Annotated in this window: 19 protein-coding genes and 1 tRNA gene; 9 read left to right on the top strand and 11 right to left on the bottom strand. The window is 64.5% G+C overall.

What is annotated here, in order from left to right; translation table 11 throughout:
* Positions 1–31: 31 nt before the first annotated feature.
* The 4 genes from HCH03_RS00635 to HCH03_RS00620 form a co-directional block, all read right to left on the bottom strand.
* The gene (locus tag HCH03_RS00635; RefSeq protein WP_246599421.1) at positions 32–1,606 is read right to left on the bottom strand and encodes a HAMP domain-containing sensor histidine kinase; all 1,575 of its coding nucleotides are present in this window, start codon (positions 1,604–1,606) and stop codon (positions 32–34) included.
* 224 nt (positions 1,607–1,830) lie between these two features.
* Entirely contained in the window at positions 1,831–2,529 is a 699-nt protein-coding gene (locus HCH03_RS00630) for a response regulator transcription factor (RefSeq protein WP_221687957.1), read from the bottom strand.
* 206 nt (positions 2,530–2,735) lie between these two features.
* Positions 2,736–3,221, bottom strand: coding sequence for a universal stress protein (locus HCH03_RS00625; protein ID WP_221687956.1), 486 nt, complete (start codon positions 3,219–3,221; stop codon positions 2,736–2,738).
* A gap of 249 nt (positions 3,222–3,470) precedes the next feature.
* A complete protein-coding gene (locus tag HCH03_RS00620) occupies positions 3,471–4,304 on the bottom strand; it encodes a stress response protein nst1 (protein WP_221687955.1) in 834 nt (277 codons plus the stop codon).
* A gap of 247 nt (positions 4,305–4,551) precedes the next feature.
* Here HCH03_RS00620 and HCH03_RS00615 point away from each other — a divergent pair, with 247 nt between their 5' ends.
* On the top strand, positions 4,552–5,046 hold the full coding sequence (locus tag HCH03_RS00615) for an HsmA family protein (protein WP_221687954.1): 495 nt from the start codon (positions 4,552–4,554) through the stop codon (positions 5,044–5,046).
* Between the two features lie 108 nt (positions 5,047–5,154).
* On the opposite strand, the gene HCH03_RS00610 is transcribed toward HCH03_RS00615, so the two are convergent.
* The gene (locus tag HCH03_RS00610; RefSeq protein ID WP_221687953.1) at positions 5,155–5,433 is read right to left on the bottom strand and encodes a hypothetical protein; all 279 of its coding nucleotides are present in this window, start codon (positions 5,431–5,433) and stop codon (positions 5,155–5,157) included.
* A 292-nt stretch (positions 5,434–5,725) separates the two neighbouring features.
* Between HCH03_RS00610 and HCH03_RS00605 the strand changes: the two genes are divergently transcribed.
* Positions 5,726–5,953 (top strand): hypothetical protein, encoded by a 228-nt coding sequence (locus tag HCH03_RS00605; RefSeq protein ID WP_080144067.1) that lies wholly within the window; start codon positions 5,726–5,728, stop codon positions 5,951–5,953.
* Positions 5,954–6,115: 162 nt separating this feature from the next.
* Here HCH03_RS00605 and HCH03_RS00600 read toward each other — a convergent pair whose 3' ends face one another.
* From HCH03_RS00600 to HCH03_RS00580, 5 genes are all read right to left on the bottom strand, one after another.
* Positions 6,116–6,505, bottom strand: a complete 390-nt coding sequence (locus HCH03_RS00600) for a hypothetical protein (protein ID WP_221687952.1) — start codon at positions 6,503–6,505, stop codon at positions 6,116–6,118.
* 45 nt (positions 6,506–6,550) lie between these two features.
* Positions 6,551–6,799 carry a helix-turn-helix domain-containing protein gene (locus tag HCH03_RS00595; protein WP_221687951.1) on the bottom strand — a complete coding sequence of 83 codons (249 nt, stop codon included), beginning with the start codon at positions 6,797–6,799 and terminating at the stop codon, positions 6,551–6,553.
* A 554-nt stretch (positions 6,800–7,353) separates the two neighbouring features.
* Positions 7,354–7,429 (bottom strand) — tRNA-Thr (locus tag HCH03_RS00590).
* A gap of 160 nt (positions 7,430–7,589) precedes the next feature.
* Positions 7,590–8,864, bottom strand: coding sequence for an ArsB/NhaD family transporter (locus HCH03_RS00585; protein WP_221687950.1), 1,275 nt, complete (start codon positions 8,862–8,864; stop codon positions 7,590–7,592).
* A gap of 298 nt (positions 8,865–9,162) precedes the next feature.
* Positions 9,163–10,293, bottom strand: coding sequence for a polysaccharide deacetylase family protein (locus HCH03_RS00580; protein ID WP_368042396.1), 1,131 nt, complete (start codon positions 10,291–10,293; stop codon positions 9,163–9,165).
* Between the two features lie 774 nt (positions 10,294–11,067).
* Here HCH03_RS00580 and HCH03_RS00575 point away from each other — a divergent pair.
* The 7 genes from HCH03_RS00575 to HCH03_RS00545 all read left to right on the top strand — a co-directional run bounded on the left by HCH03_RS00575 (position 11,068) and on the right by HCH03_RS00545 (position 19,608).
* Complete coding sequence (locus tag HCH03_RS00575; protein WP_221687948.1) at positions 11,068–13,419, top strand: MurT ligase domain-containing protein; 2,352 nt, start codon at positions 11,068–11,070, stop codon at positions 13,417–13,419.
* Positions 13,420–13,563: 144 nt separating this feature from the next.
* On the top strand, positions 13,564–15,132 hold the full coding sequence (locus HCH03_RS00570; protein WP_221687947.1) for an LCP family protein: 1,569 nt from the start codon (positions 13,564–13,566) through the stop codon (positions 15,130–15,132).
* 193 nt (positions 15,133–15,325) lie between these two features.
* Positions 15,326–16,156, top strand: coding sequence for an arylamine N-acetyltransferase family protein (locus tag HCH03_RS00565; RefSeq protein ID WP_221687946.1), 831 nt, complete (start codon positions 15,326–15,328; stop codon positions 16,154–16,156).
* Between the two features lie 358 nt (positions 16,157–16,514).
* Complete coding sequence (gene rlmH, locus HCH03_RS00560; protein WP_080144063.1) at positions 16,515–16,985, top strand: 23S rRNA (pseudouridine(1915)-N(3))-methyltransferase RlmH; 471 nt, start codon at positions 16,515–16,517, stop codon at positions 16,983–16,985.
* A 666-nt stretch (positions 16,986–17,651) separates the two neighbouring features.
* The gene (locus HCH03_RS00555) at positions 17,652–18,509 is read left to right on the top strand and encodes an exodeoxyribonuclease III (RefSeq protein WP_221688411.1); all 858 of its coding nucleotides are present in this window, start codon (positions 17,652–17,654) and stop codon (positions 18,507–18,509) included.
* 233 nt (positions 18,510–18,742) lie between these two features.
* Positions 18,743–19,312: a GTP cyclohydrolase I FolE gene (folE, locus tag HCH03_RS00550; RefSeq protein ID WP_221687945.1), complete on the top strand. Its 570-nt coding sequence runs from the start codon at positions 18,743–18,745 to the stop codon at positions 19,310–19,312.
* Between the two features lie 26 nt (positions 19,313–19,338).
* Positions 19,339–19,608, top strand: coding sequence for an ACT domain-containing protein (locus HCH03_RS00545; RefSeq protein ID WP_080144061.1), 270 nt, complete (start codon positions 19,339–19,341; stop codon positions 19,606–19,608).
* Positions 19,609–19,616: 8 nt separating this feature from the next.
* Here the strand turns inward: HCH03_RS00545 and msrB are convergent, their stop codons facing one another.
* Positions 19,617–20,675, bottom strand: coding sequence for a peptide-methionine (R)-S-oxide reductase MsrB (gene msrB, locus HCH03_RS00540; protein ID WP_246599419.1), 1,059 nt, complete (start codon positions 20,673–20,675; stop codon positions 19,617–19,619).
* Position 20,676 lies beyond the last annotated feature (1 nt).

The raw sequence follows: 20,676 nt of genomic DNA, 5'->3' as shown, positions 1-20,676 counted from the left end.
CGGTACGCTTCCGATGCTACGGGGCAAATATCTACCGCTTGTCAACGGCAGGAAAATTCATGGCAAAGCGCGCCGTCGCGCGTGCCCCGCCTTCGGGTCGGTTGTCCAGCTCCAGGTTTCCGCCGTGCTTGTCGCAGAGCAGGGCGGCGATGTTGAGCCCCAGGCCGAAGTGGTCCTTCGACGGCGTCTCGCTGAAAAACGGCGCGCAGCCATGCGCCAGAGCCTCGGGCGAGAACCCCGGCCCGTCGTCTTCCACCGCGAGCACGAGAAAACCGTCGCGCACATCGAGCCGCGCTTCGACGCGCGCCGCGGCGAAACGGGCGGCGTTGCCCACAAGGTTTTCGACGACTTCCTCGACGAGAGAGCGGTCGACTGCGAGGGTCGGCCGGTCGGCGTCGCAGCGCGCGCTCACGTAGAGCGCGAAGGCGACGCGCTCGGCCCGTTTGGTGCCGTGCGTCGCGTCCGAGCCGTTCGTTTGCCCCTCCGCCTCGCCCGTTCTGCGGCAGAGCGTGCGGCCGATGTCCTTCACGGCTTCGGCCACGGCGTCGAACGGCTGCACGGCCGGCTCGGCAACGCGGTCCTCCAGCTTCTGCAGCCCGCTCATCGCCGCAACGTAGCGCTCCAGGCGCTCCACCTGCGCCGATAGCGATTCAAAGGAGGCATGCATCTGCTCGGGCGACGCATCGCCCGACCGTACGCGCGCCTCCAGCAGCTCGATCTTGCCCTTTAAGATGGTGAGCGGCGTGCGCAAATCGTGCGCGAACGCGGCGTTGAGCCGCTTGCGCTCTTCGGCCGTGCGCCAAAGCGCGCGCTGCGACTCGGCGAGCGACGCGCGCATCGTCTCGAACGAACGGGCCAGCCGGCCCAGTTCGTTGCTGCGGTCGTACGACACGGTGAAGTCGAGGTCCTGGTCGGCTATCTTGGCGGCCGCGTCGTCCAAGACGGTTAGGCCGGGAGCAAGGCGCTTGCGGTAGAACCGGCGCGCCGCGGCGAAGATGCACACGCCGAACCACAGGGGGAACATGAGAAACGACAGCAGGCCGAACAGGGTGTTGAGCGCCTGCGCGCCCGGCGAGGGCGGCGTGTTCAGGTAGTATCCGATCGCCGACGTCATAAGCCCCTCCGTCGGCGATCCGTCGCCGCTCGCGGTTCCCGTCGCGAAGAACGAGGCGTAGGGGCTGTCGGGGTTTTCGGCGAGCCATGCGTCGAACCGGTCGCGCGCCCACGCGTCGTAGGCGGGCAGGTTTGCTATCGACGCGTCCGGGTAGAGGCCCTCTTTGCCGGATGCTTCGTCGGAACCGGAATCGACCGAGCCGGAATAGAGCGCGTAATCGCTCGCGTCCATGACGTTGGTGTCGTCGGACAGGTTCTCCCGGGCGATCGATTCTATGCCGTTGCGCATCGTCTGCACGAATGCCGAGCTGCCGTCGACGGACATCTCCACCGTGCGGGCGGGCACGAGCGCGTCGGCCTCCTTGTCGTATAGGTAAAGGCCCGCAACCTCGTAGGCGTCGGCGGTCGTCTGGTTCTGCAGACCGCCGAACAGCGATCCCGTCGCGGTGGACAGCACGAGCGCTGCCAACAGAAACACCAGCATGTACACCATGAACGAGGTTTTGAGCGAGGCGTTGCGCCACCGCTCCCTCAAACGGGTGAGGCGCCCGGGCCGCCTGCCTGGCGGCGGCGCGACGGGTTGCGGGGGCGGCCATGCGCTCGCAGCTGCCGGCATGTTCGGCGCGCCGGAACTTAGCGGCGCCGCCGGTGCGCCAGATCGCGCCGCGGATGCCGGCGTTCCCGCAGCGCACGGCTCTGCGCCTGGACGGCGTTTTCTCATGCGCGCCACCGGTACCCCATGCCCCACACCGTTTCCACGGGGTCGCGCTCGACGCCGGCCGCGGCCAGCTTGTTGCGGATGCGCCGGATATGCTCGGTGACCACCTGCGAGTCGCTTTCGTTCTCCCAGCCGCCCACGCGCTCGTGGATGCGGTCGCGGTCGAACACCTGGCCGGGATGCTTCGACAGGAACGCCACGATGTCGAACTCGCGGCGCGTGAGGTCCACGGGCGCGCCCGCCACCGTCACCGTGCGGGTTCGGTAGTCGATGGCCACGTCTCCGTCGAAGCGCACCTCGGCTTTCACCTGTTGGCGTTGGTCGCGTGCGAGATGGGCGTCCACGCGCGCGCCCAGCACGGCCAGCGAGAACGGTTTGAGCACGTAGTCGTCGGCGCCGCAGGCGAAGCCCTCGAGCGCGTCCACGTCCTCCACGCGCGCAGTGAGGAACAGGATGGGGCAGGTGAGATGCTCGCGCAAGCGGCGGCACGCTTCGAACCCGTCGAGGCGCGGCATGCCCACGTCCAGCAACACGAGATCCGGAGCGTGCGCGGCCTGTTCGAGCGCCTCCTGGCCGCTGCTCGCTTCGAGCACGCGAAAACCGCGACCGGTGAAGTACTCGGCCAGCATCTCCACGATATCGGGCTCGTCATCGGCGACGAGCAGCGTTGCTTGGCGCTCGCGTTCGCGCTCGGTCATGGTCGCGTGCTCTCCTTCGCTGTGTCGGTTTCGCGTCGCTCGCAGACGCTCGAAGGCCGAGCATAGCACGAGAATGTCGACAAACCATCAACGGCCGAACAGGACCGCATCAAAAGCCGTTGGATGCGCGGTTTCGCAAACGTCTCGTGCGAACGCTCGGCAGTCCGCCGGCGGGCAGATGCTCGGGATTACGGTGGGGAGGTCGACTAGCCCTCTGCGCGCTGCTTCACCACCAGCACGGGCGCCTTCGCCTGGCGCAGCACGTGGCTGCTCACGCTGCCCAGCATGCCGCGCAGGGCCCCCAGCCCGCGCGATCCCATGATGATCAGGTCGCAAGCGTGCTCGTCGGCATAGGCCACGATCTGCTCGCCGGGCACCGTTTCCTCCAGAAGCTCGATGGTGATCTCGTTCATGAGGCCCTTGAGCATGCGGTCGATCTGCTTGTGCAGCGCCGCGTCGGCCTCGTTCACGGCTTCGTCGTAATGCGCGTGCAGCAGCACGGACGACAGCTCGTCGGTGGTGTTGCGCCCTTCCTTTTCCAACCGCTCGATGACCAGCTGCTCCGTGTCGATGATCTGGATGATGCGCAGCGCGGCCCCCGGGTCCTCGCGCGCGTAGCGCACGGCCTCCGCCAGCGCGGCTCGCGCCGATTCCGATCCGTCGTAGGGAACCAGGATGTTGTCGTACAGCATGGACGCAGCCCCTTTCCGCCAGGCGCCGTTTCGGCGCGCGGTTATGTTGCGTTCAGTATAGCAGCAGCGTCCTGCGCCGTGTGCCGATGCGCCTCCACGGCACGGGGCGCGGGGTCGGGGGCTGCGCGTTCATGCGGCGCGCAACACCGGGAGCGGGGCGTGGGCTGCCGACGGATGCCCCGCGCCTGGCTGTCGCGGGTGGGCGATCATCTGACGGTCGCTTCGGCGAAGCCGGAAGCGCGGTGCCGCCTAGGACGCCACCAGCTCGAAGCTCGTGCGCCCCTCGGCTTCGAGCAGCGTTCGACCGTCCTTGACGAAGCGGAAGCGCGCGGGCACGGCGGGACTTTCGCGTATGGGCCGCTCCATGGAGCCCTGGGCGGGCGCCTGCAGGCGGTGCCCCTCCGCCTCGGGCAACTCCACCCGCAAGGACATGTCGCCTTGCCTCACCTCAACCAGCGTGTCGTTGGCTTTCACGATGCGCACGCCGCGGTACGTGGCGAATCGGTGTTCGACTCCCGCGATCCACACCACACCGATGCAGCCGGTGAAGCGCATTCCGGCCAAGGGTATCTCGGCCAGCGCGAGCATGACCGAGGCCGCGCAGTCGAAGTCGCAGCTTTGGATCCACGTGTACCCGCGGGGGAAGCTGTGCCCGCGATCGCCCTCCATGTAGCCCTTGCCCTTGTCGAAGCGTAGCGTGCGGCCGTTGATCTCCACTTGCCCGTCCACGCGGTGCCTCATGCTGAACACCGTGTGCTTCGTCTCCATGGGAAGGAAGGCGAACGGTCCCATGATGTCCGAGCGCAGCGGCGCGAGCTCGCGGTAGAGCAGGCGGCCGGAGAGGCGGATGCCCGGCGCGTCCACGTCCAGCATCATGCCGCGCGGCGAGAACAGGCTTCTGCCCACGCGCATGCTGCGGTTCCTGGTCAGGCGGAAATCCTCCAGCTCGTAGGGCACGTAGCGCGATCCGTTCGCCGTGACCACCTGGATGAAAGCCTCGTCTTGGGCGCGACCGGGGATGACGGCGAGGATGTCGTCTCCCTGCTGCTGCTTCATGTACCAGCCTTCGTAATACGGTTTCATGCGCGCTCCTCGCGTCGGGAAGCGACGATGGTACCATCCCCAACTCCCCGGTACAGCGAGTGTCACGCGCCCGTTCATGAGGCGATGACGCCATGAAATGAACATTGTTCAGAAAAGGCTTGCATTCCTCTGCGTCACGACTATAATGAACGCCGTTCAGTTTAAATGAACGATGTTCATTTTCGAAAATGCCCGCGTTCGGAGCCTGCTTGCGCAGAGCCCGGCCAACGAAAGGAAGCGATCGACCATGTCCATCCAATTGATATTGGCGACGGCCACCATCAGCCTCGCGCTCGTGTTCTACACCATCGGGGTGTTCGACGAACGTCGGCACTCGCTCACGAAACGCAACCTCGTTCTGTTTTGGACGGGCTTCGCCTTCGACACCACCGGCACCACCATCATGACGCTCATGGCGCAAAGCGGGGGCGACGCCGCCTTGGGAATGCACGCTGCTTCCGGCGTGCTCGCCATCGTGCTCATGGCCGCGCACGCCACCTGGGCAACCGTCACGTACGTTCGGGGCAGCGATCGCGCCAAGCAGCGCTTCCACACGTTCAGCATCGTGGTGTGGCTGTTCTGGCTCATGCCGTACACGCTGGGCGTTCTGCAGGGCGTGCCCATGCTGCATCTGGCCAACCTGCAGGCCGGCATCGGCTCCCTCGTCGTGGTGGGCGCCGCCGCCCTTCTGGTCGTCCTCACCGCCCTGCGCGGGCGCAAGCGCCACGCTTCGCGCGGGTAACGCCCTTTGTCAGTCGCAACGGCCGCCGTTGCGGATCGAACGCGACGGCGGCCGCAAGCGGCGAGTGGGGCCATGCGAGTGCGGGAACGCCGGCAAGGGCACGGCAGGTTATTTGTACACGACGAGCACCATGCAGCTCATAAGACTGTCGCCCATGCCGCTGGGGGCTATCTGCATGTTCACAATTTCGTAGCCTTGCTTCTGCATGAACTCCAGCACGCCGTTGAGGATGCGGGACGTGTTCTTGCGACTATAGCCGCCCGCCAGCTCGAACGCGCCCGCATGGACCGTTCCGTCCTTCTCCTGAAGGCTCATGTTGTCCAAGTACACAGCCAGCTTCTCCAGCGCCTTGTCTTCCGCGTTCTTTCCCATGTTGATAAGTCCCATAATGATGGCTCCTTTTCACTCTGCGATCTGCTTGCTATCAGCGTTTTGCGACGATCGCTTCGCCACAGCCGCCGACGTGCCGATACGAAAGCGCGCTTATTGGGCGCTTGACTATGATAATGCCCGGGCTTTGAAGATAACCCTGCCGTTGAGCACGGCCGCGCATGTTGGCGTTCGTTTCGTTTGGAGGGGTGTTCGTGCGCATGATCTCGCGTTTTGCTTGCGATTCGGTCTATGATTCAGATAGGGGACGCTTCGCGTGCGGTGCACGTAGAAAGGGGGCGGGTCGATCATGGTGGTCGAAGGAGTGCTTGCCGACTGCTTTCCTTGCGAGGGCGTCGAATTCGATGGGGACGAGCTCGAGCAGGCATCGGGTGGCATCAGCTACCCGAACCAGGTTGTTTTCTATTGCGCGAAATGCGAGGAAGCGAAAACGGTTTTAAGATCTGGCCTCGTTTTGGTCTGTCCCGATTGCGGCACGCCGTTTGGCACCGCGCCTTCTCCCGTTAACCGGCCGTAGCATCATTGGTGCGCTTGCGGTGGATTCCACCCTCTCGGCGAAATTTGACCGTTTTTTACCCGACGCGAAAGAGTAGGCGGCTTGGCCATAAATGAAGAAAGCGCCGGAGGTAGGTGATAACTCACCGTTCGGGCGCTTTGCTAAGTACATATTACAGCGTAATCACCGAATGTCAATCACGGTTCCGCTACGGTTCACATGAATCAGACGCTTGATCGCTCTGACCTTCGCGCATCCGTTTCTCAGCTCGCGTTCTATGATCGTATCGGAAGCGCCTTTCATGCGTCGGGAGTCGAAGACGATATTCACCGCCTGATGACTCGCCTTGCGAAGGTTGCGTTCGATAGCCTTTGGATTGATGGCTTTAGGCGCTTTAATTTCCCATTCCACGCCGTCGATGATCACGTCTGCAGAGGTGGTTCGGTATTCCTCGCTGCGGCGGATGAACTCCACCGTCATGCCCGCCATGGCGAGCGCCTTGGCGGTCTCGTATTCGTGCGGCCAGACGTTGAGGTCTGGCGCGATGATGATTTTTCCTTTGGGTTGTTTCATGAGAATGATTATAGATGAGCTGCTCTTGACTCGTACTAGCTAATTCTACTTATCGCCCTTATCCAGCCATCTATCCGGGTCTAAATCGCCCAAAGCGCCTAGCGAGACGTCCAAGCCGTCGGCGATGCGGCAAAGCAGGTCAAAGCCCACGTTGATATGCCCCGCCTCGATGTCGCTCAAGTACGACTGGGCCGTGCCCACCATACTGGCGAAGCGCTCTTGGGTGATGTTCTCAGCCTCGCGGTAGGCTCTTATGCGCGATCCAAGAAGTTCTTTTCTAGATTGAGCATCCATATCTGCACACGATATGAAGTAACCTATAATCAAATATCAGTGATCACTGATATTTGTGATGATTGATTTAAAACCGACATGGTTCAGCTGAGGGGGTTGAGGTGCGAGACGATGAATCGAAGGCCGCTTCAAGGGGCAAGGCTGAATGTGCGACTAGTTCGTTGCGATCTTATAGAGATGGAGCTTGCGAATCGTCGAGCTACCCAATGCAGTCGTTGAAATGCTGTCCATTTTGCGGCGGGGCGCAATGGTCATGACAACGGGTGAACACGATTCGCTTGCAAGCGCCATGAATGAACTTGTTTGTAAAATCAATGCCCGTAACGGCTTTGACTGCAATAACGGCTGAGGTTCTGCTTCCCTCCCTTACCACAGGCTGCGGGACGGGCTGTAAGTCCCTTCGCCTATGGAAAGCGAGGGAAGCAGAACCGGCTTGGGGCCTTCGTAATCCCGCTACGTCTCGTCTGCTAGATCGCTGACCTTTACGCCTAATCTTTGGCTATTCGGAAAGAAAACAGGCCAGACGATTTTCACCATCTGGCCTGCACTTTTTCTGGAGCCAACGAGCGGATTCGAACCGCTGACCTACGCATTACGAGTGCGTTGCTCTACCAGCTGAGCCACGTTGGCAACACGGCTTCTTTGCGAAGCGCGAGAATGAAGTATACCGAAAGGCGCTTCCACCTGCAAGAGGTCGACGCGCAATCCTCAGATTTCTTGGCTGCTCGATGCAGCATGCTCGGCTTACGGGAAGCATGCGAGCATTCCAGACGAACCGCCGCCGATGTCCTTACGCCGGCGGGAACCGCACCACCAGGTACAGCCCCGCGATCACCACGGTCAGCAGCATGATGGGAAAGCCCGTCTTCAGGAACTGCACGAACGTGATCTCGTGGCCGTGCTTCTTGCTGATGTCGGACAGCACCACGTTGGCGCTCGCGCCGATGAGCGTGCCGTTGCCGCCCAGGCAGGCGCCCAGCGACACGGCCCACCACAGGGGCGTCACGTCCATGCCGGTGGACTCCATGGCCAGCAGGATGGGGATCATGGTGGCCACGAACGGAATGTTGTCCAAGAAGCTGGAAATGACGGCCGACCCCACCAGCAGCACGAGCATGGTGACGAATACGTTGCCGCCCGTCGCCCCGATGAGCGCCTGCGCCAGCATCTCGATGACGCCCGTCTCCGCCATGGCCCCCACGATGACGAACAGGCCGGCGAAGAACGCGAGCGTGGTCCACTCCACGTTCGAGAGCGCTTCCTCGATGCTCTCGCCCGAGATGAGCATGATGATGCCGGCCGCGCCGAGCGCGATAACGCTCGATTCGAGCCCCAGCGCACCGTGAGCCATGAAGCCCACCACCACGAGCCCGATCATGACGTAGCTTTGCTTGAGCAGGCGCTTGTTCTTGATCATCGCATGCTCGTCCAGCTCCATGATCCGCGCGCGATGCTCGTCGTTCACGTGCATCTTCCGACCGTACAGGAAGTAAAACACCGCCAGCACGGCGGCTAGGATGATCACGACGGCCGGCGCGTCGTACAGGATGAAGTCGAAGAACGTGAACCCGGCAGCCGAGCCGATCATGATGTTCGGCGGGTCGCCGATGAGCGTGGCGGTGCCGCCGATGTTGGACGCGAGGATCTCGGTCATGAAGAACGGGATAGGATTCACGTCGAGCAGCTTGCACACCGTGAGCGTCATGGGCCCAATGAGCAATACCGTGGTCACGTTATCCAAGAACGCCGACAGCACGGCCGTGAGCAGCACGAACAGCAGCATAACCTTCCAGGGATCGCCCTTGGCCAGCCGTGCGCACTTGATGGCCAAGAATTCGAACATGCCGGACAGCTTCACCACGGACACGAACAGCATCATGCCCAAAAGCACGCCCAGCGTGTTGAAGTCGATATGCTCCATGGCGGCGTCGAACGACAGCACGTGCAGCGCCAGCACCACCATCGCGCCCACGATGGCCGCGAGCGAGCGGTGCAGTTTCTCGGTCATGATGGCCACCATGACCACGACGAACACGGCGACGGATACGATTTGGCTAACGTCCATGCGAGCTCCCCTGCGAACCGGGCTATACGATGTCCCTCGCGGCTGTTCGACCGCTTGAAAGCGGTCGGCTCGCCCAAGCGACCAGATTCCCCCACTATACCAATATCGCGGTTCGAGCAACAGGACGAATCGCCGCGCGCATGAGGTTGTCCGCGACGTGTCTTCGGAGACGCTCAACGGACGGGTCGGGTGGGTGAACGGTCTCAAACAACCGCCCTCCAAGCCGATCGCAGAGGTCGACCCTGTTGGCCTCTGCATGCTGCCGGACGAAATCGGCGCGGCTTCGGCGGCCGCCGTGCTACGACAGCGGATATTGCATGAGCTCGTCGATGGTGATGAAGCGGTAGCCTTGCTCCTTCAAGCGGGGCAGGGCGGTTTTGAGTGCCTCGATGGTTTGCGAGCGGTCGCCGCCGCCGTCGTGCATGAGGACGATGGCGCCCGGCCAGGCTCCCATGAGCTCGTCGACGATGGCCTGGGGCCCCGGACGGCGCCAGTCGTTCGAGTCGATGTTCCAGCCGATCTCCGCCTTGATGAGCGGGCCGATGTTCTTCACCACGTCCTCGCCGAAGTTGCCGCCGGGCACGCGTACGATGCGGCTGGCCTCGGTGCCGGTTGCGGCTTCGATGGCGGCGTATCCCTTCTTTATCTCGTCCACCTGCTCTTGAGGCGTCATGTAGCCCAGGTTCACGCTTTGGCCGCTGCCCGAGGCATGGTCGTAGGAGTGCGTGCAAACCTGATGTCCCTCGGAAACCGCCCGCTTCACGAACGAGGCGCCGTCGTCTCGTTCGATGCGGTTGCCCACCGTGAAGAACGTGGCCTTCGCGTCGTTGGCGGCCAGCACGTCCAGCACCTCGCCGGTCTGTTTGCCCCAGGGGCCGTCGTCGAACGTGAGCGCGATCACCTTGTCGTCGCCCACGTTCGGCGTGACGTTGCGACACACCATGTCGCTGGGCTCCTGCGTGACCTGCTCGGCCTTGATGCCGGACGTCTTGCCGGTCTTTGTGGCTTTGACGCCGTCTTTGCCTTCGCCTTCCATCACGTGGATGGCTCCGGTTCCCTCTTTGACCGCGGTCCAGGGGATCGTTTCCTCCACGGCGTCGGACGGCTCTTCGATAGGTCCGCCGTTGCCTATTTCCACCACGTCGCCCGAGGCCAGCTTCTTGTCCAGCTCCTCCACCACCGCGCCGTTGACCGTGGCGTAGAACGGCTTTCCCTTGCCCGCCTCCAAAACGCTGCCGTCCACGGCCAACAGGTCTCCCGGTTGGGGCTTGATGCCGCTGGCGGACAAGGCGTCGGCGAGCGTCTTGCCGCCATGCACCTCGATGCTGGCGCCGTTGAGGGTGATGTTGGCGGGGAGGCTCTGCACGAACAGCACAACGCCGAGGACAACGGCGGCCACCACGCCCAAACTGACCAGCACTCCCGCCACGCGTCGGCCCTTGCGCTCCGGCTTTTGCGATATGCGCAGATAGCGGTCGCGGTCTTGGTAGGGGGTTTGGCCGGGAGCCGGATGCTCCTCGCGGCTGCGCCCGGACGGAGCGTCGCTCGTCCTGCGCGGGCGCGTCTGCGCGTTCGGCGACGGAGAATAGTGCTGGCTTCTACCCTGCTGGGGGATGCGGCCCGAACCCTGTCGGGGAACTCGGCCCGAGTTCTGCTGCGGAATACGCCCCGAATGGGTCGGTCTGCCCCCGCCGCGCGAGGAGGGGTGCGCGATCGGGCGCCCTGCTGCGCGCTCTTCCGCCGTCGAGCCCGTCCGTTCGAAGCCGCGTCCGCTGCCTGAATATGAGCCGCCTTCGCGGGCACGCCGGTTTTCGGAGGCGCTGCGGCGCGCGCTGTCGGAGCGCGCCCGATCCGGTCGGGGCGTTAGCCCTCCGTTCGCGTTGCGCTCAGAGCCTTGACCGTAGTTATCATGCATTTCCGCTCCCATGGCGATCGAACGTACACGTGCCTGTCGTTAATCGTCTCCTGCGTATTCTATCGGAAAACGTGGGTAAAAGGCCCGTGCGGAGTCGTTCCGCCGCGAGTGGCCTTGTGCTTGCCGGCAATTTAACACCATAACACTACCAAACCAGCACCAAGAAGGCCTCGAGATGCCTTCTACTGAAAATTGTATGGAGGGAACGCGGTGGCGTTCCGCAGCGGATTCGGCCGCTCCGGGCGAAAGGGTTATACTGGGGCGCGTCTCGAACCGAAAGGATTGCCCATGGGCTTGCAGTTCGCCGCCGCACGCGCCGTCAGCGCCGTGTCCACGTGGGGGTTGAAGCACGTGTTCCACCGTCCCGCCGCGAATTTTCCGGGAAAGATCGCCCTGTACGTCGACCCGCGCGTCATCGCCGACCTCGCGCCGCGCTTGCGGAAGGGCTCGGTGTGCGTGGTGGGCACGAACGGCAAGACCACGGTGACGAACCTGCTGGCCGACGCGCTTGAAACCGCCGGTCAGCGCGTGGTGTGCAACCGCACGGGTGCGAACTTGGACTCCGGCGTGGCCACGGCGCTGCTGCACGCCCAGGAGGCCGACTGGGGCGTGTTCGAAAGCGACGAGCTGTGGCTGGCGAAGATCCTGCCGCATTTGCAGGCGAGCTACGTGGTGCTGCTGAACCTGTTCCGCGACCAGCTGGACCGCGTGGGCGAGATCGACCGCATTCAGGAAAGCATCGCGGGCGCGCTGGCGACCTCGCCGAACACCGCGCTCGTGTTCAACGCCGACGACCCGCTGTGCGCGGCCATCGCCGAGCGCGTGGGCAACCCCACGATAGCCTTCGGCGTGGGCGAGGACCTGCACCTGCCGCAGAACACGGTGGCCGACGCGCAGATGTGCCAGCGCTGCTCCACCATGCTGGAATACGATTACCGCCAGTACGGCCAGCTGGGCTCCTACCGCTGCCCCACGTGCGGGTTCGCGCGCCCGGCGCTGGACTGCGAGGCGCGGGACGTGCGGTTGGGGGCCGACGGGCTGGCCTTCGCCGCGCACGGCCCGAAGCGCGACGCCGTGCTGAAGGCGGCGTTCAGCGGCGCGTACATGGTGTACAACCTGCTTGCCACCTGGGCCGCGGCCGATCTGGTGGGCGTGGCGCCCGAGGCGCTGCAGCGCGCCATCGACGCGTTCGATCCGCAAAACGGGCGCTTGCAGGAATTCTCGGTAATGGGAAGGTCCACCCTGCTCAACTTGGCGAAGAACCCCACGGGCTTCAACCAGAACATCAAGATCATCCTGCAGGACGAGGGCCCCAAGGCGGTGGCCTTCTTCGTGAACGACAAGGAGGGCGACGGCCGCGACGTGTCGTGGCTGTGGGACATCGACTTCGAGGAGCTGGCCGGTCAGCCCGGCCTGCGCGTGTTCGCGGGCGGCATCCGCAGAAACGACGTGCAGGTGCGCCTGAAGTACGCCGGCTTGGACGCCGCGCTGGTTGACGACGCGGCTGGGATGTTCGCGCAGCTGGGCGGTTTGCCGGCCGACGCGCGCGCCTACGTGATCGCGAACTACACGGCCCTGCCCGCCGTACATGCCGAACTGGGAAGGCTCGCGTCCGAGGAGCCTGTCGCAACCCGTGAACCCTCCGTGCCTACGGCATCCAACCAGCCTGCAACCCGCGAGCCCTCCGTAGGGGCGATCTCCAGATCGCCCGGCGCGGTGCCTCCCGATGACGCAGATCGTGCGGCAAGCGCACCGAACGCTTCCGACCGGGCGTCGGCCGCCGCAAACGCCGGTTCCCAGCATCCCGCGGACGGCCAGCAGGTCGCCCCTACGGCGATTGCCGACGATGCGACAGGTTCGGGCAGTCGGGCCGGCACTGCGGCGCCCCCGCTGGTAATCGCGCACCTGTTCCCCGACCTGCTCAACCTGTACGGAGACGGCGGCAACGTGAAGGTGCTCGAACGGCGCGCGCTCGATCGCGGCGTTTCCGTGGAGGTTCTTCGCGTGAACCATGGCGAGCACGTGGATTTGACGGGCGTCGACCTGGTGTTCTTAGGAGGCGGTCCCGACCGCGAGCAGCGGCTCGCCTCCGAGGGGCTCATGGGCATGCGCGACGACCTGCGCGCCTACGTGGAAGACGACGGCGTGCTGCTGGCCATTTGCGGCGGTTACCAGATACTTGGCCACGAGTGGCTTTTGGGCGAGGAAGTGGTGCGTGGTCTGGGGTTGGTGGACATGACCACCGAGCGCGCTCACGGTGGGTCGGGCAATCGGCTCATCGGCAACATCGTGCTGCGCTCGCCGCTCGCCACGCGCCCGGTCGTGGGCTACGAGAACCATGCGGGACGCACGCACCTCGGTGCCGGTGTGGAGGCGTTCGGCGAGGTGGCGTCCTCCACAGGCCACGGCAACAACGACGATGACAAGCGCGACGGCGTGCTCTACCGCAACGTGGTGGGTACCTATCTGCATGGGCCGCTGCTGCCGAAGAACCCCGAGGTGGCCGACGCTTTGCTCGCCCGCGCCCTCGAGCGCCGTGCCCGCCGCACGGGAATGCCGACTCCCGTTCTGAGCGCGCTGGACGATGCCGTGGAGAACGCGGCGAACGAATACGTGTGCCGCCGGCTGAATGTGGGGTAGCTCGGGCTCGTCGCCGTGCCGTGCTTGCCGCACCGACGGCAAGCCAGCGTCAAAACCCGAGATGGGAATCGAGTCTATGGCTTTTTCCTAGAAACGCCGGCCAGCGCTTGCCCCTTCGCGTTCCGCCCGTCAAAATGAACGGTTATGAGTAGCAGAAGAAGCAATCAGCGCCGCCCCGTCCGCCGGTCGTCCGATTCCATCGGTGTCGACGGTCGCCCCGACGAGGCTTCCCGCAACGGTGCGTACACGCGCCGCGACTCGTTCGACCCCTCGTCCTACGGTCGGCCGACCGCTCGTACGCGCAATGAGGCGCGTCGCGACGACGACAGCCCCTACACGCGCCGCGTCTCTCAAGCCGAGTACACCCAGCGCCGCAAACGCGCAAAGCGCAAGCGCATTGCGCTCATCGCCGTCGTTGTGGCGGCCGTGCTGTGCCTCGGCGGTGCCGGCGCGGCGTTCGCGTACTACCAAACCGTGTCGAACAACCTGCACGAGGGCATCGACGCCGATCTGCAGCGGGTGCTCAACGAGGCGGGCGCCGGCCAACCCTACGAAGGCGGCCCGTTCTACATGCTGCTCATGGGCACGGACGGCTCCTCCGACCGCGAGGCTTCCGAGGAGTACGCGGGCGACCAGTTCCGCTCCGACAGCATGATGCTCACGCGCATCGATCCCCAGGGCAAGAAGGTCACGCTCGTGTCCCTCCACCGCGACACGCTGGTGGACATGGGCGAAAACGGCCAACAGAAGCTCAACGCGGCGCATTCCATCGGCGGCGCGGCGTACACGGTGGAAACGGTATCGAAGCTTGCCGGCGTTCCCATCACCCATTACGCCGAGATCAACTTCGACGGCTTCAAGGACATCGTCGACGCGCTGGGCGGCGTGGAGGTGGACGTGCCCATGACCATCGACGACGAGGACGCGGGCGGCTACGTGGCTCAAGGTCCGCAAACGCTCAACGGCGACCAGGCGCTCATCCTCTGCCGCGCGCGCCATGCCTACGACGAGTTCGGAGACGGCGACCGCTACCGCGCGGCCAACCAGCGCCTCGTGCTATCCGCCATCGCCAAGAAGATACTCTCGTCCGATGCGGCCACGATGGTCAACTCGGTGCAGGCGCTCTCTCAGTACGTGACCACCGATTTCGGAATCGGCGACATCCTGTCCATCGCATCGGGGCTGCGCGGGCTCGATCCCGAGAAGGACATCTACACGGCCATGGAGCCCACGACCGCGGCCTACATCAACGGAGGTTGGTACGAGTACCTCGACACGGCCGCGTGGAAGACCATGATGTCGCGTGTCGATCAGGGCTTGCCGCCCACCGAGGAAGACGAGGTGGACGAAACGTCGGGCACCGTGCTCGCCATCACCGGATCGGGCGCGGCGAACGCGGAGAAGCAGGCTTCGACCTCCGGCTCGACGGCGAAGAAGACGAGCGCGGTCACGGTCAAGAACGGCAACGGCTTGGCGGGCGCGGGCGCCGTGGCGGCCGAGAAGCTGGAGGCTTTGGGCTACACCGTGGAAACGGGCAACGCCGAGAGCTTCGACTACTCGCAAACCATCGTGGTGTACGAGCGCGGCGACCAGGCCACCGAGGCGCGCGAGATCGCGAACGCCATCGGCGTGGGCAAAGCCCAGCAGAACTCCGGCGCGTACGCGTTCGAAGGCGACTTCCTCGTCGTGCTCGGCGCCGACTGGGAGGGATAGGGCCTTCCCCTGCCCAGCCCACGGGCCACTTGGCGAAATTCAGCCTTTCGGGCCGATCTATCGAAGCTTATAGACCCTGTAGAGGGAAGCGCGGCTCCGGCATTCCACCGTAGAATGATCCGGCAATGGTAAGGGGATCGCCGCCGCGCCTGGAATGCGAAGGGCTGCGCGGCGTCTGCGAGAAGGGTGCCGCATGTACGAGGAACTCTACGAGGATCTGCCGGATGTCGATCGGTACTGGGAGAGGCTGGGCCTTGATCGACCGAAGAGCCCGTTGACCAAGGACGATCTCGACCGGATCATCTTCGCGCACCAGTGCAGCATCCCCTTCGAGAACCTGGACGTTTGCGACTATCACCGACCCATCTCGCTTGGCATACCGGATTTGTTCGAGAAGATCGTCGCAGGCAAGCGCGGAGGCTACTGCTTCGAGCTCAACGCGCTGTTCGACGCGCTTCTCAAAGACGCGGGCGTCGAGACCATGCCGTGCTTGGGGCGCAGTTTGAAGGACCGCGGCTACGTGTACCCCATACTGCATCGAGGCATCATCGCGACGCTGGACGGGCGGCGCTACATCGCCGAGGTCGGTTACGGCGGACCCACGCCGGCCTGCGCCATCCCCCTTGTCGACGGAGCGGAATTCGAGTCGCGCGGGCAGGTGTTCCGCGTGGAGCTGCACGATTCGTGCTGGTGGCACGTTATCTACTGCGGAAGCGCCGCGAAGCTCGCGGCTGCGAAAGAGGGCGGGGAAGCCGTGGAGCCCACGCCGGTGTTCGCCCTGCTCGACGCCCCGGCGGCCCTCACCGATTGCGTGCCGCTTTCCTATTACTGCTCGACGCACCCCGACTCCGTGTTCACGCAGCGGAGGATGGTCAACCGCCGCACGGAGGACGGCAACGTGTCCATCACCAAGGACCGGTTCGTGCGCGTGACGGCCGAAGGCAAGGAGACGCGCATCGTGGAAACGGACGCCGAGTTCCGCACACTGCTGGAAGCATACTTCGATATCGTGCTGCCCGACTAGCCGCTGCAGCCGTCGGGGCTCTTCGCCAAGCCCCCTTTGCGCAGGCGGCCGGCATGCTGGTCGGGTTCTCCAAGCACGGTAGACGTTTGGCCGGGGCTTCGATTCGAAGCCCCGGCCTTCTTTCTGCCCGACTAGCCGACGGTCGTCTTGACTTCGTCTGCAATGGCGGTCCCCGTAGGGGCGATCTCCTGATCGCCTGCTCGCGCGAAGCGCGAGAACGCGGCCCTCGGTTGCTTTTCCGGTCCCCCGGAGCGGGCGATCAGGAGATCGCCCCTACGGGGGAACCGGCGCGCCCCCTTCTCTTCGCATGCGCTATCATGTGCCACGATGCAAAACGAAGGTGCGAGACGGGGTATTCATGAAATTCACGGTGGTGGCGGTGGGGAAGCTGAAGGAGCGGTTCTGGACGGACGCCTGTGCCGAGTACCTCAAACGCCTGCAGCCGTATGGGAAGACGGTGGTGAAGGAGGTCGCCGACGTCGATCCCGCGCGGGCGGGGGGCGTCGACGCGGCGCGCGAGCGCGAAGGCGCCGCGATCCTGGCGGCGCTTCCCGACGCAACGCACGTGGTGCTGCTGGCCATCGACGGCAAGGAGCGCTCGAGCGAAGGGCTCTCGCGGCGCATCGACGCGCTCAAACTGGGGGGATCGAGCGATATATCGTTCGTCATCGGGGGCTCGGACGGCGTGAGCGAGGCCGTGCGTGCGCGCGCGGACGAGACCCTTTCGTTCGGTCCCATCACGCTTCCGCACAACCTGGCCCGCGTCGTGCTGCTGGAGCAGCTGTACCGCGCCCAGAAGATATCGCGAGGCGAACCGTATCACAAATAAGGGACCGACGCTCCGCTCGAGTGCGTCGAACCTTCTCGGTTCGGTCGCTTAAGGAGTGAGAGCATGTTTTCGCACTGCTATAAGTGGCATGAAGCGGCCGCGTTTGCTATAATGCAGGCGGACCGCAGGGAGCTGGTAACTCCCCACGGCCCTCGAATCGCCTAGGCGGTTTGGTCTTTGTTACGGCTCCCTGTCCTTGCGGACCGGGAGCCGCTCCAGTATTACCGCGGCAAGGTACACCGCACTGGCTATCAGCTGAAGCACCGCCGAAATCAAAACCAAATCGGTCATGGTATCCACCTCCCTCCGCAAGGCCCTTCAAGAGGGGACATGGGTGGGAAGGGGTGTGGCACCGCGCCGCCTTTGCGCTCCGTGGTTCCTATCCTACCTCCGCAACCTTGCTGGGCGCCCGTAATCCGGCCGTCGCGGGACCGCGTCGACCTTGCAAGAATCTAACGTCTCGACCGTCTAGACCTTGCATAAACTTTGCGCGCATCCGGCGCATCTCCGACGGATTTTCTTTTCGCCAGGTGGGAAGGGGGTGGCCACAACGCCGAGGTGGTCGACGTTCTTTGTTGGCGTCAACAAGCCCTTCATCTCCGCTATACTTGGTCGCAAACAGGAAGCGCCGTTTCGAGGGGCGGCGCGTGAAGGGAGGCAATGCCCATGCGCTTCATCTCGTGGAACGTGAACGGCTTGCGCGCCGTGATGAAGAAGGGCTTCGAGGACATCGTGTGCGAGCTCGACGCCGACGTCGTGGCCCTGCAGGAAACGAAACTGCAGGAGGGCCAGGCCACGCTCGACCTGCCGCAGTACCGCGAGTACTGGAGCTACGCCCAGAAGAAGGGCTACTCCGGCACGGCCGTGTTCAGCAAGCAGGAGCCGTTGCAGGTGCTGCACGGCCTGGGCAGCGACTACCTGGACGCCGAGGGGCGCATCGTCGCGCTCGAGTTTCCCGCCTTCTGGTTCGTCGACGTGTACACGCCGAACGCGCAGAACGAGCTGGCGCGCATCGCGCATCGCATGGAGTGGGACGACGCCTTCCGCGACTTCTGCAAGGGGCTCGAAGAGGGCGTGCTGCCCGCCGGCGTGCCCTTCGAGCAGCCGGCGCCGGGCGAGGGCCATCCCACGATCTCCGAGCTGCCGCTCACCGAGCCCGGCCGGACGGCCGACCCGAAGCCCGTGATCATGTGCGGCGACTTCAACGTGGCTCATCAGGAGATCGATCTGAAGAACCCCGGCCCCAACCGCGGCAAGGCCGGCTTCTCCGACGAGGAGCGCGGCAAGTTCACCGACTTGGTGGGCGCGGGGTTCGTGGACACGTTCCGTCACCTGCATCCCGACGTCACGGGCGCGTACTCGTGGTGGAGCTACCGCTTCAAGGCGCGGCAGACGAACGCCGGTTGGCGCATCGACTACTTCCTGGTGAGCGACGAGCTGGCGCCGAAGATCGAGAGCGCCTGCATTTACGACGAGGTCTACGGCAGCGACCACTGTCCCGTGGGTTTGGAGCTGGCCCTGTAGCGACCATCCTTCCGCGCCGCGCCACGAGTGCGGCCCGCTTGGCGCCGCCCAAACGCGGTCTGCCTTGTCTTGCGCCGCTTGCTCACGAACGCGCTCCGAACGCGTTTCGTCGCGCTTCCCGCCCTCGTGCGCGTTTCCGCACGCGGCGATTCCGTGCGCGACGCCCTCTGCGGGCGGGGCGGCGCAAGGCGTCGTGCTATCATGCATTCGACCAACGACGAGAAAAGACGGTTATGGACGCTGCGAAAATAGAGGCGGGGGTGCGGCTCATTCTGGAAGGGGTGGGCGAGGACCCCGACCGCGAGGGCCTGCGCGAGACGCCGGCGCGCGTGGCGCGCATGTACGAGGAGGTGTTCGCGGGTCTGGAGCAAGACCCGGCCGAGCACTTCGCCACCACGTTCGACGAGCACCACGAGGAAATGGTGCTGGTGCGCGACATCCCGTTCTACTCCATGTGCGAGCACCACCTGGTGCCGTTTTTCGGCATGGCGCACGTGGCCTACATCCCGGCGGCCGACGGGCGCATTTGCGGATTGTCGAAGCTCGCGCGCCTGGTGGACGTGTTCGCGAAGCGCCCGCAGGTGCAGGAGCGCCTGACTTCGCAGATCGCCGACACGCTCATCGAGCAGCTGCACCCCCAGGGCGTGATCGTGGTGCTGGAGGCGGAGCATCTGTGCATGAGCATGCGCGGCGTGAAGAAGGCCGGCGCGAAAACCACCACGAGCGCCGTCCGCGGCGCGTTCGAGCGCAGCCAAGCCACCCGCGCCGAGGCCCTGTCGCTCATATTCGCCCGCAGGGATTAATAGTGCAAGAGGAAAGGAACCAACCTATGAAGTGCGTCATCTCCGTTCTGGGCAAGGATCGCAGCGGCGTTGTGGCCGCCGTCGCCACGGCGCTGGCCGACTGCGGCGCGAACATCGACGACATCAGCCAGACCATCCTGGACGACATCTTCTCCATGACGATGCTCACCACGCTCGACCCCCAGGTCGCCGACTTCAACACGGTGCAGGAGCGCCTGGAGAAGGTGGGCGAGGACGTGGGGATGCAGATCATCATCCAACGCGAAGACGTGTTCCAGTACATGTACAAGATCTAGGGAGCGTCCTAGCCCGCATCCTCCACCAGCGGTTTCAGATCGCCGTAGCCTTCGGCGTCCATGTCGGCGAGGGGAACGAAGCGCAGGGAGGCGCTGTTGATGCAGTAGCGCAGGCCGCCCTTGTCGGCGGGGCCGTCGGTGAACACGTGGCCCAGGTGCGAATCGCCCACGCGGCTGCTCACCTCGGTGCGGACCATGCCGTAGCTGCCGTCTTCGCGCTTGACCACGACATCGGGGTCAATGGGCTTCGTGAAGCTGGGCCATCCGGTTCCCGAGTCGAACTTGTCGGCCGACGAGAACAGCGGCTCGCCGGTGGCGACGTCCACGTAGATTCCCTGCTCTTGGTTGTCGTGGTACGCGCCCGTGTACGCCCGCTCGGTGCCCGCGTTCTGCGTTACGTCGTACTGCTCTTTCGTCAGCTGGTAGCGTAGCGCCGGATCGTCGAGCTTCTGGTACCGGGTCGGGTCGAGCGAACCCTTGCCGCCCGCGTCGTCCGCGAACGCTTTCAGGCCCGAGAAGTCGATATGGCAGTAGCCGGTGGGGTTCTTGTCGAGGTAGTCCTGATGGTACTCCTCGGCTTCGTAGAAGTTCGCCAAAGGCTCGAGTTCCACCGCAAGGTTCTGCCCGACGTTCGCCTCCTCGCTCTCGAACGCTTTTTCAAGCGCGCTGCGGTCGGCTTCGTCGGTGTAGTAGACGCCCGTGCGGTACTGGGTTCCCACGTCGTTTCCCTGCCGGTTTTCGCTCAGCGGGTCGACGAGCCCGAAATACTGCCCGACGAGCGTCTCAAGCGATACGGCGGAGGGATCGTAGCGCACGCGCACCGTTTCGGCGAAACCGGTGTTACCGCGGCACACCTCCTGGTAGGTGGGGTTTTCAGTGGTGCCGTTGGCGTATCCCGAAACCGTGTCGGCCACGCCGGGCACGAGCGAGAAGTAGGCGTCGACGCCCCAGAAGCACCCTCCGGCGAAGTACACCTCGTGCAGGTTGTTTCGATCGATGTCCGCATGCTCCAACGGCAGCGCCTTGGCCTCGTTGTACGTGAGATCGTTCCCTAGGTTGGCAAACATG

This window comes from Gordonibacter massiliensis (ex Traore et al. 2017) (assembly GCF_019731765.1).
GTDB lineage: Bacteria > Actinomycetota > Coriobacteriia > Coriobacteriales > Eggerthellaceae > Gordonibacter > Gordonibacter massiliensis.
The sequence above is the reverse complement of the archived record's forward strand: the minus strand, read 5'-3'. Positions and strand labels throughout refer to the sequence as shown.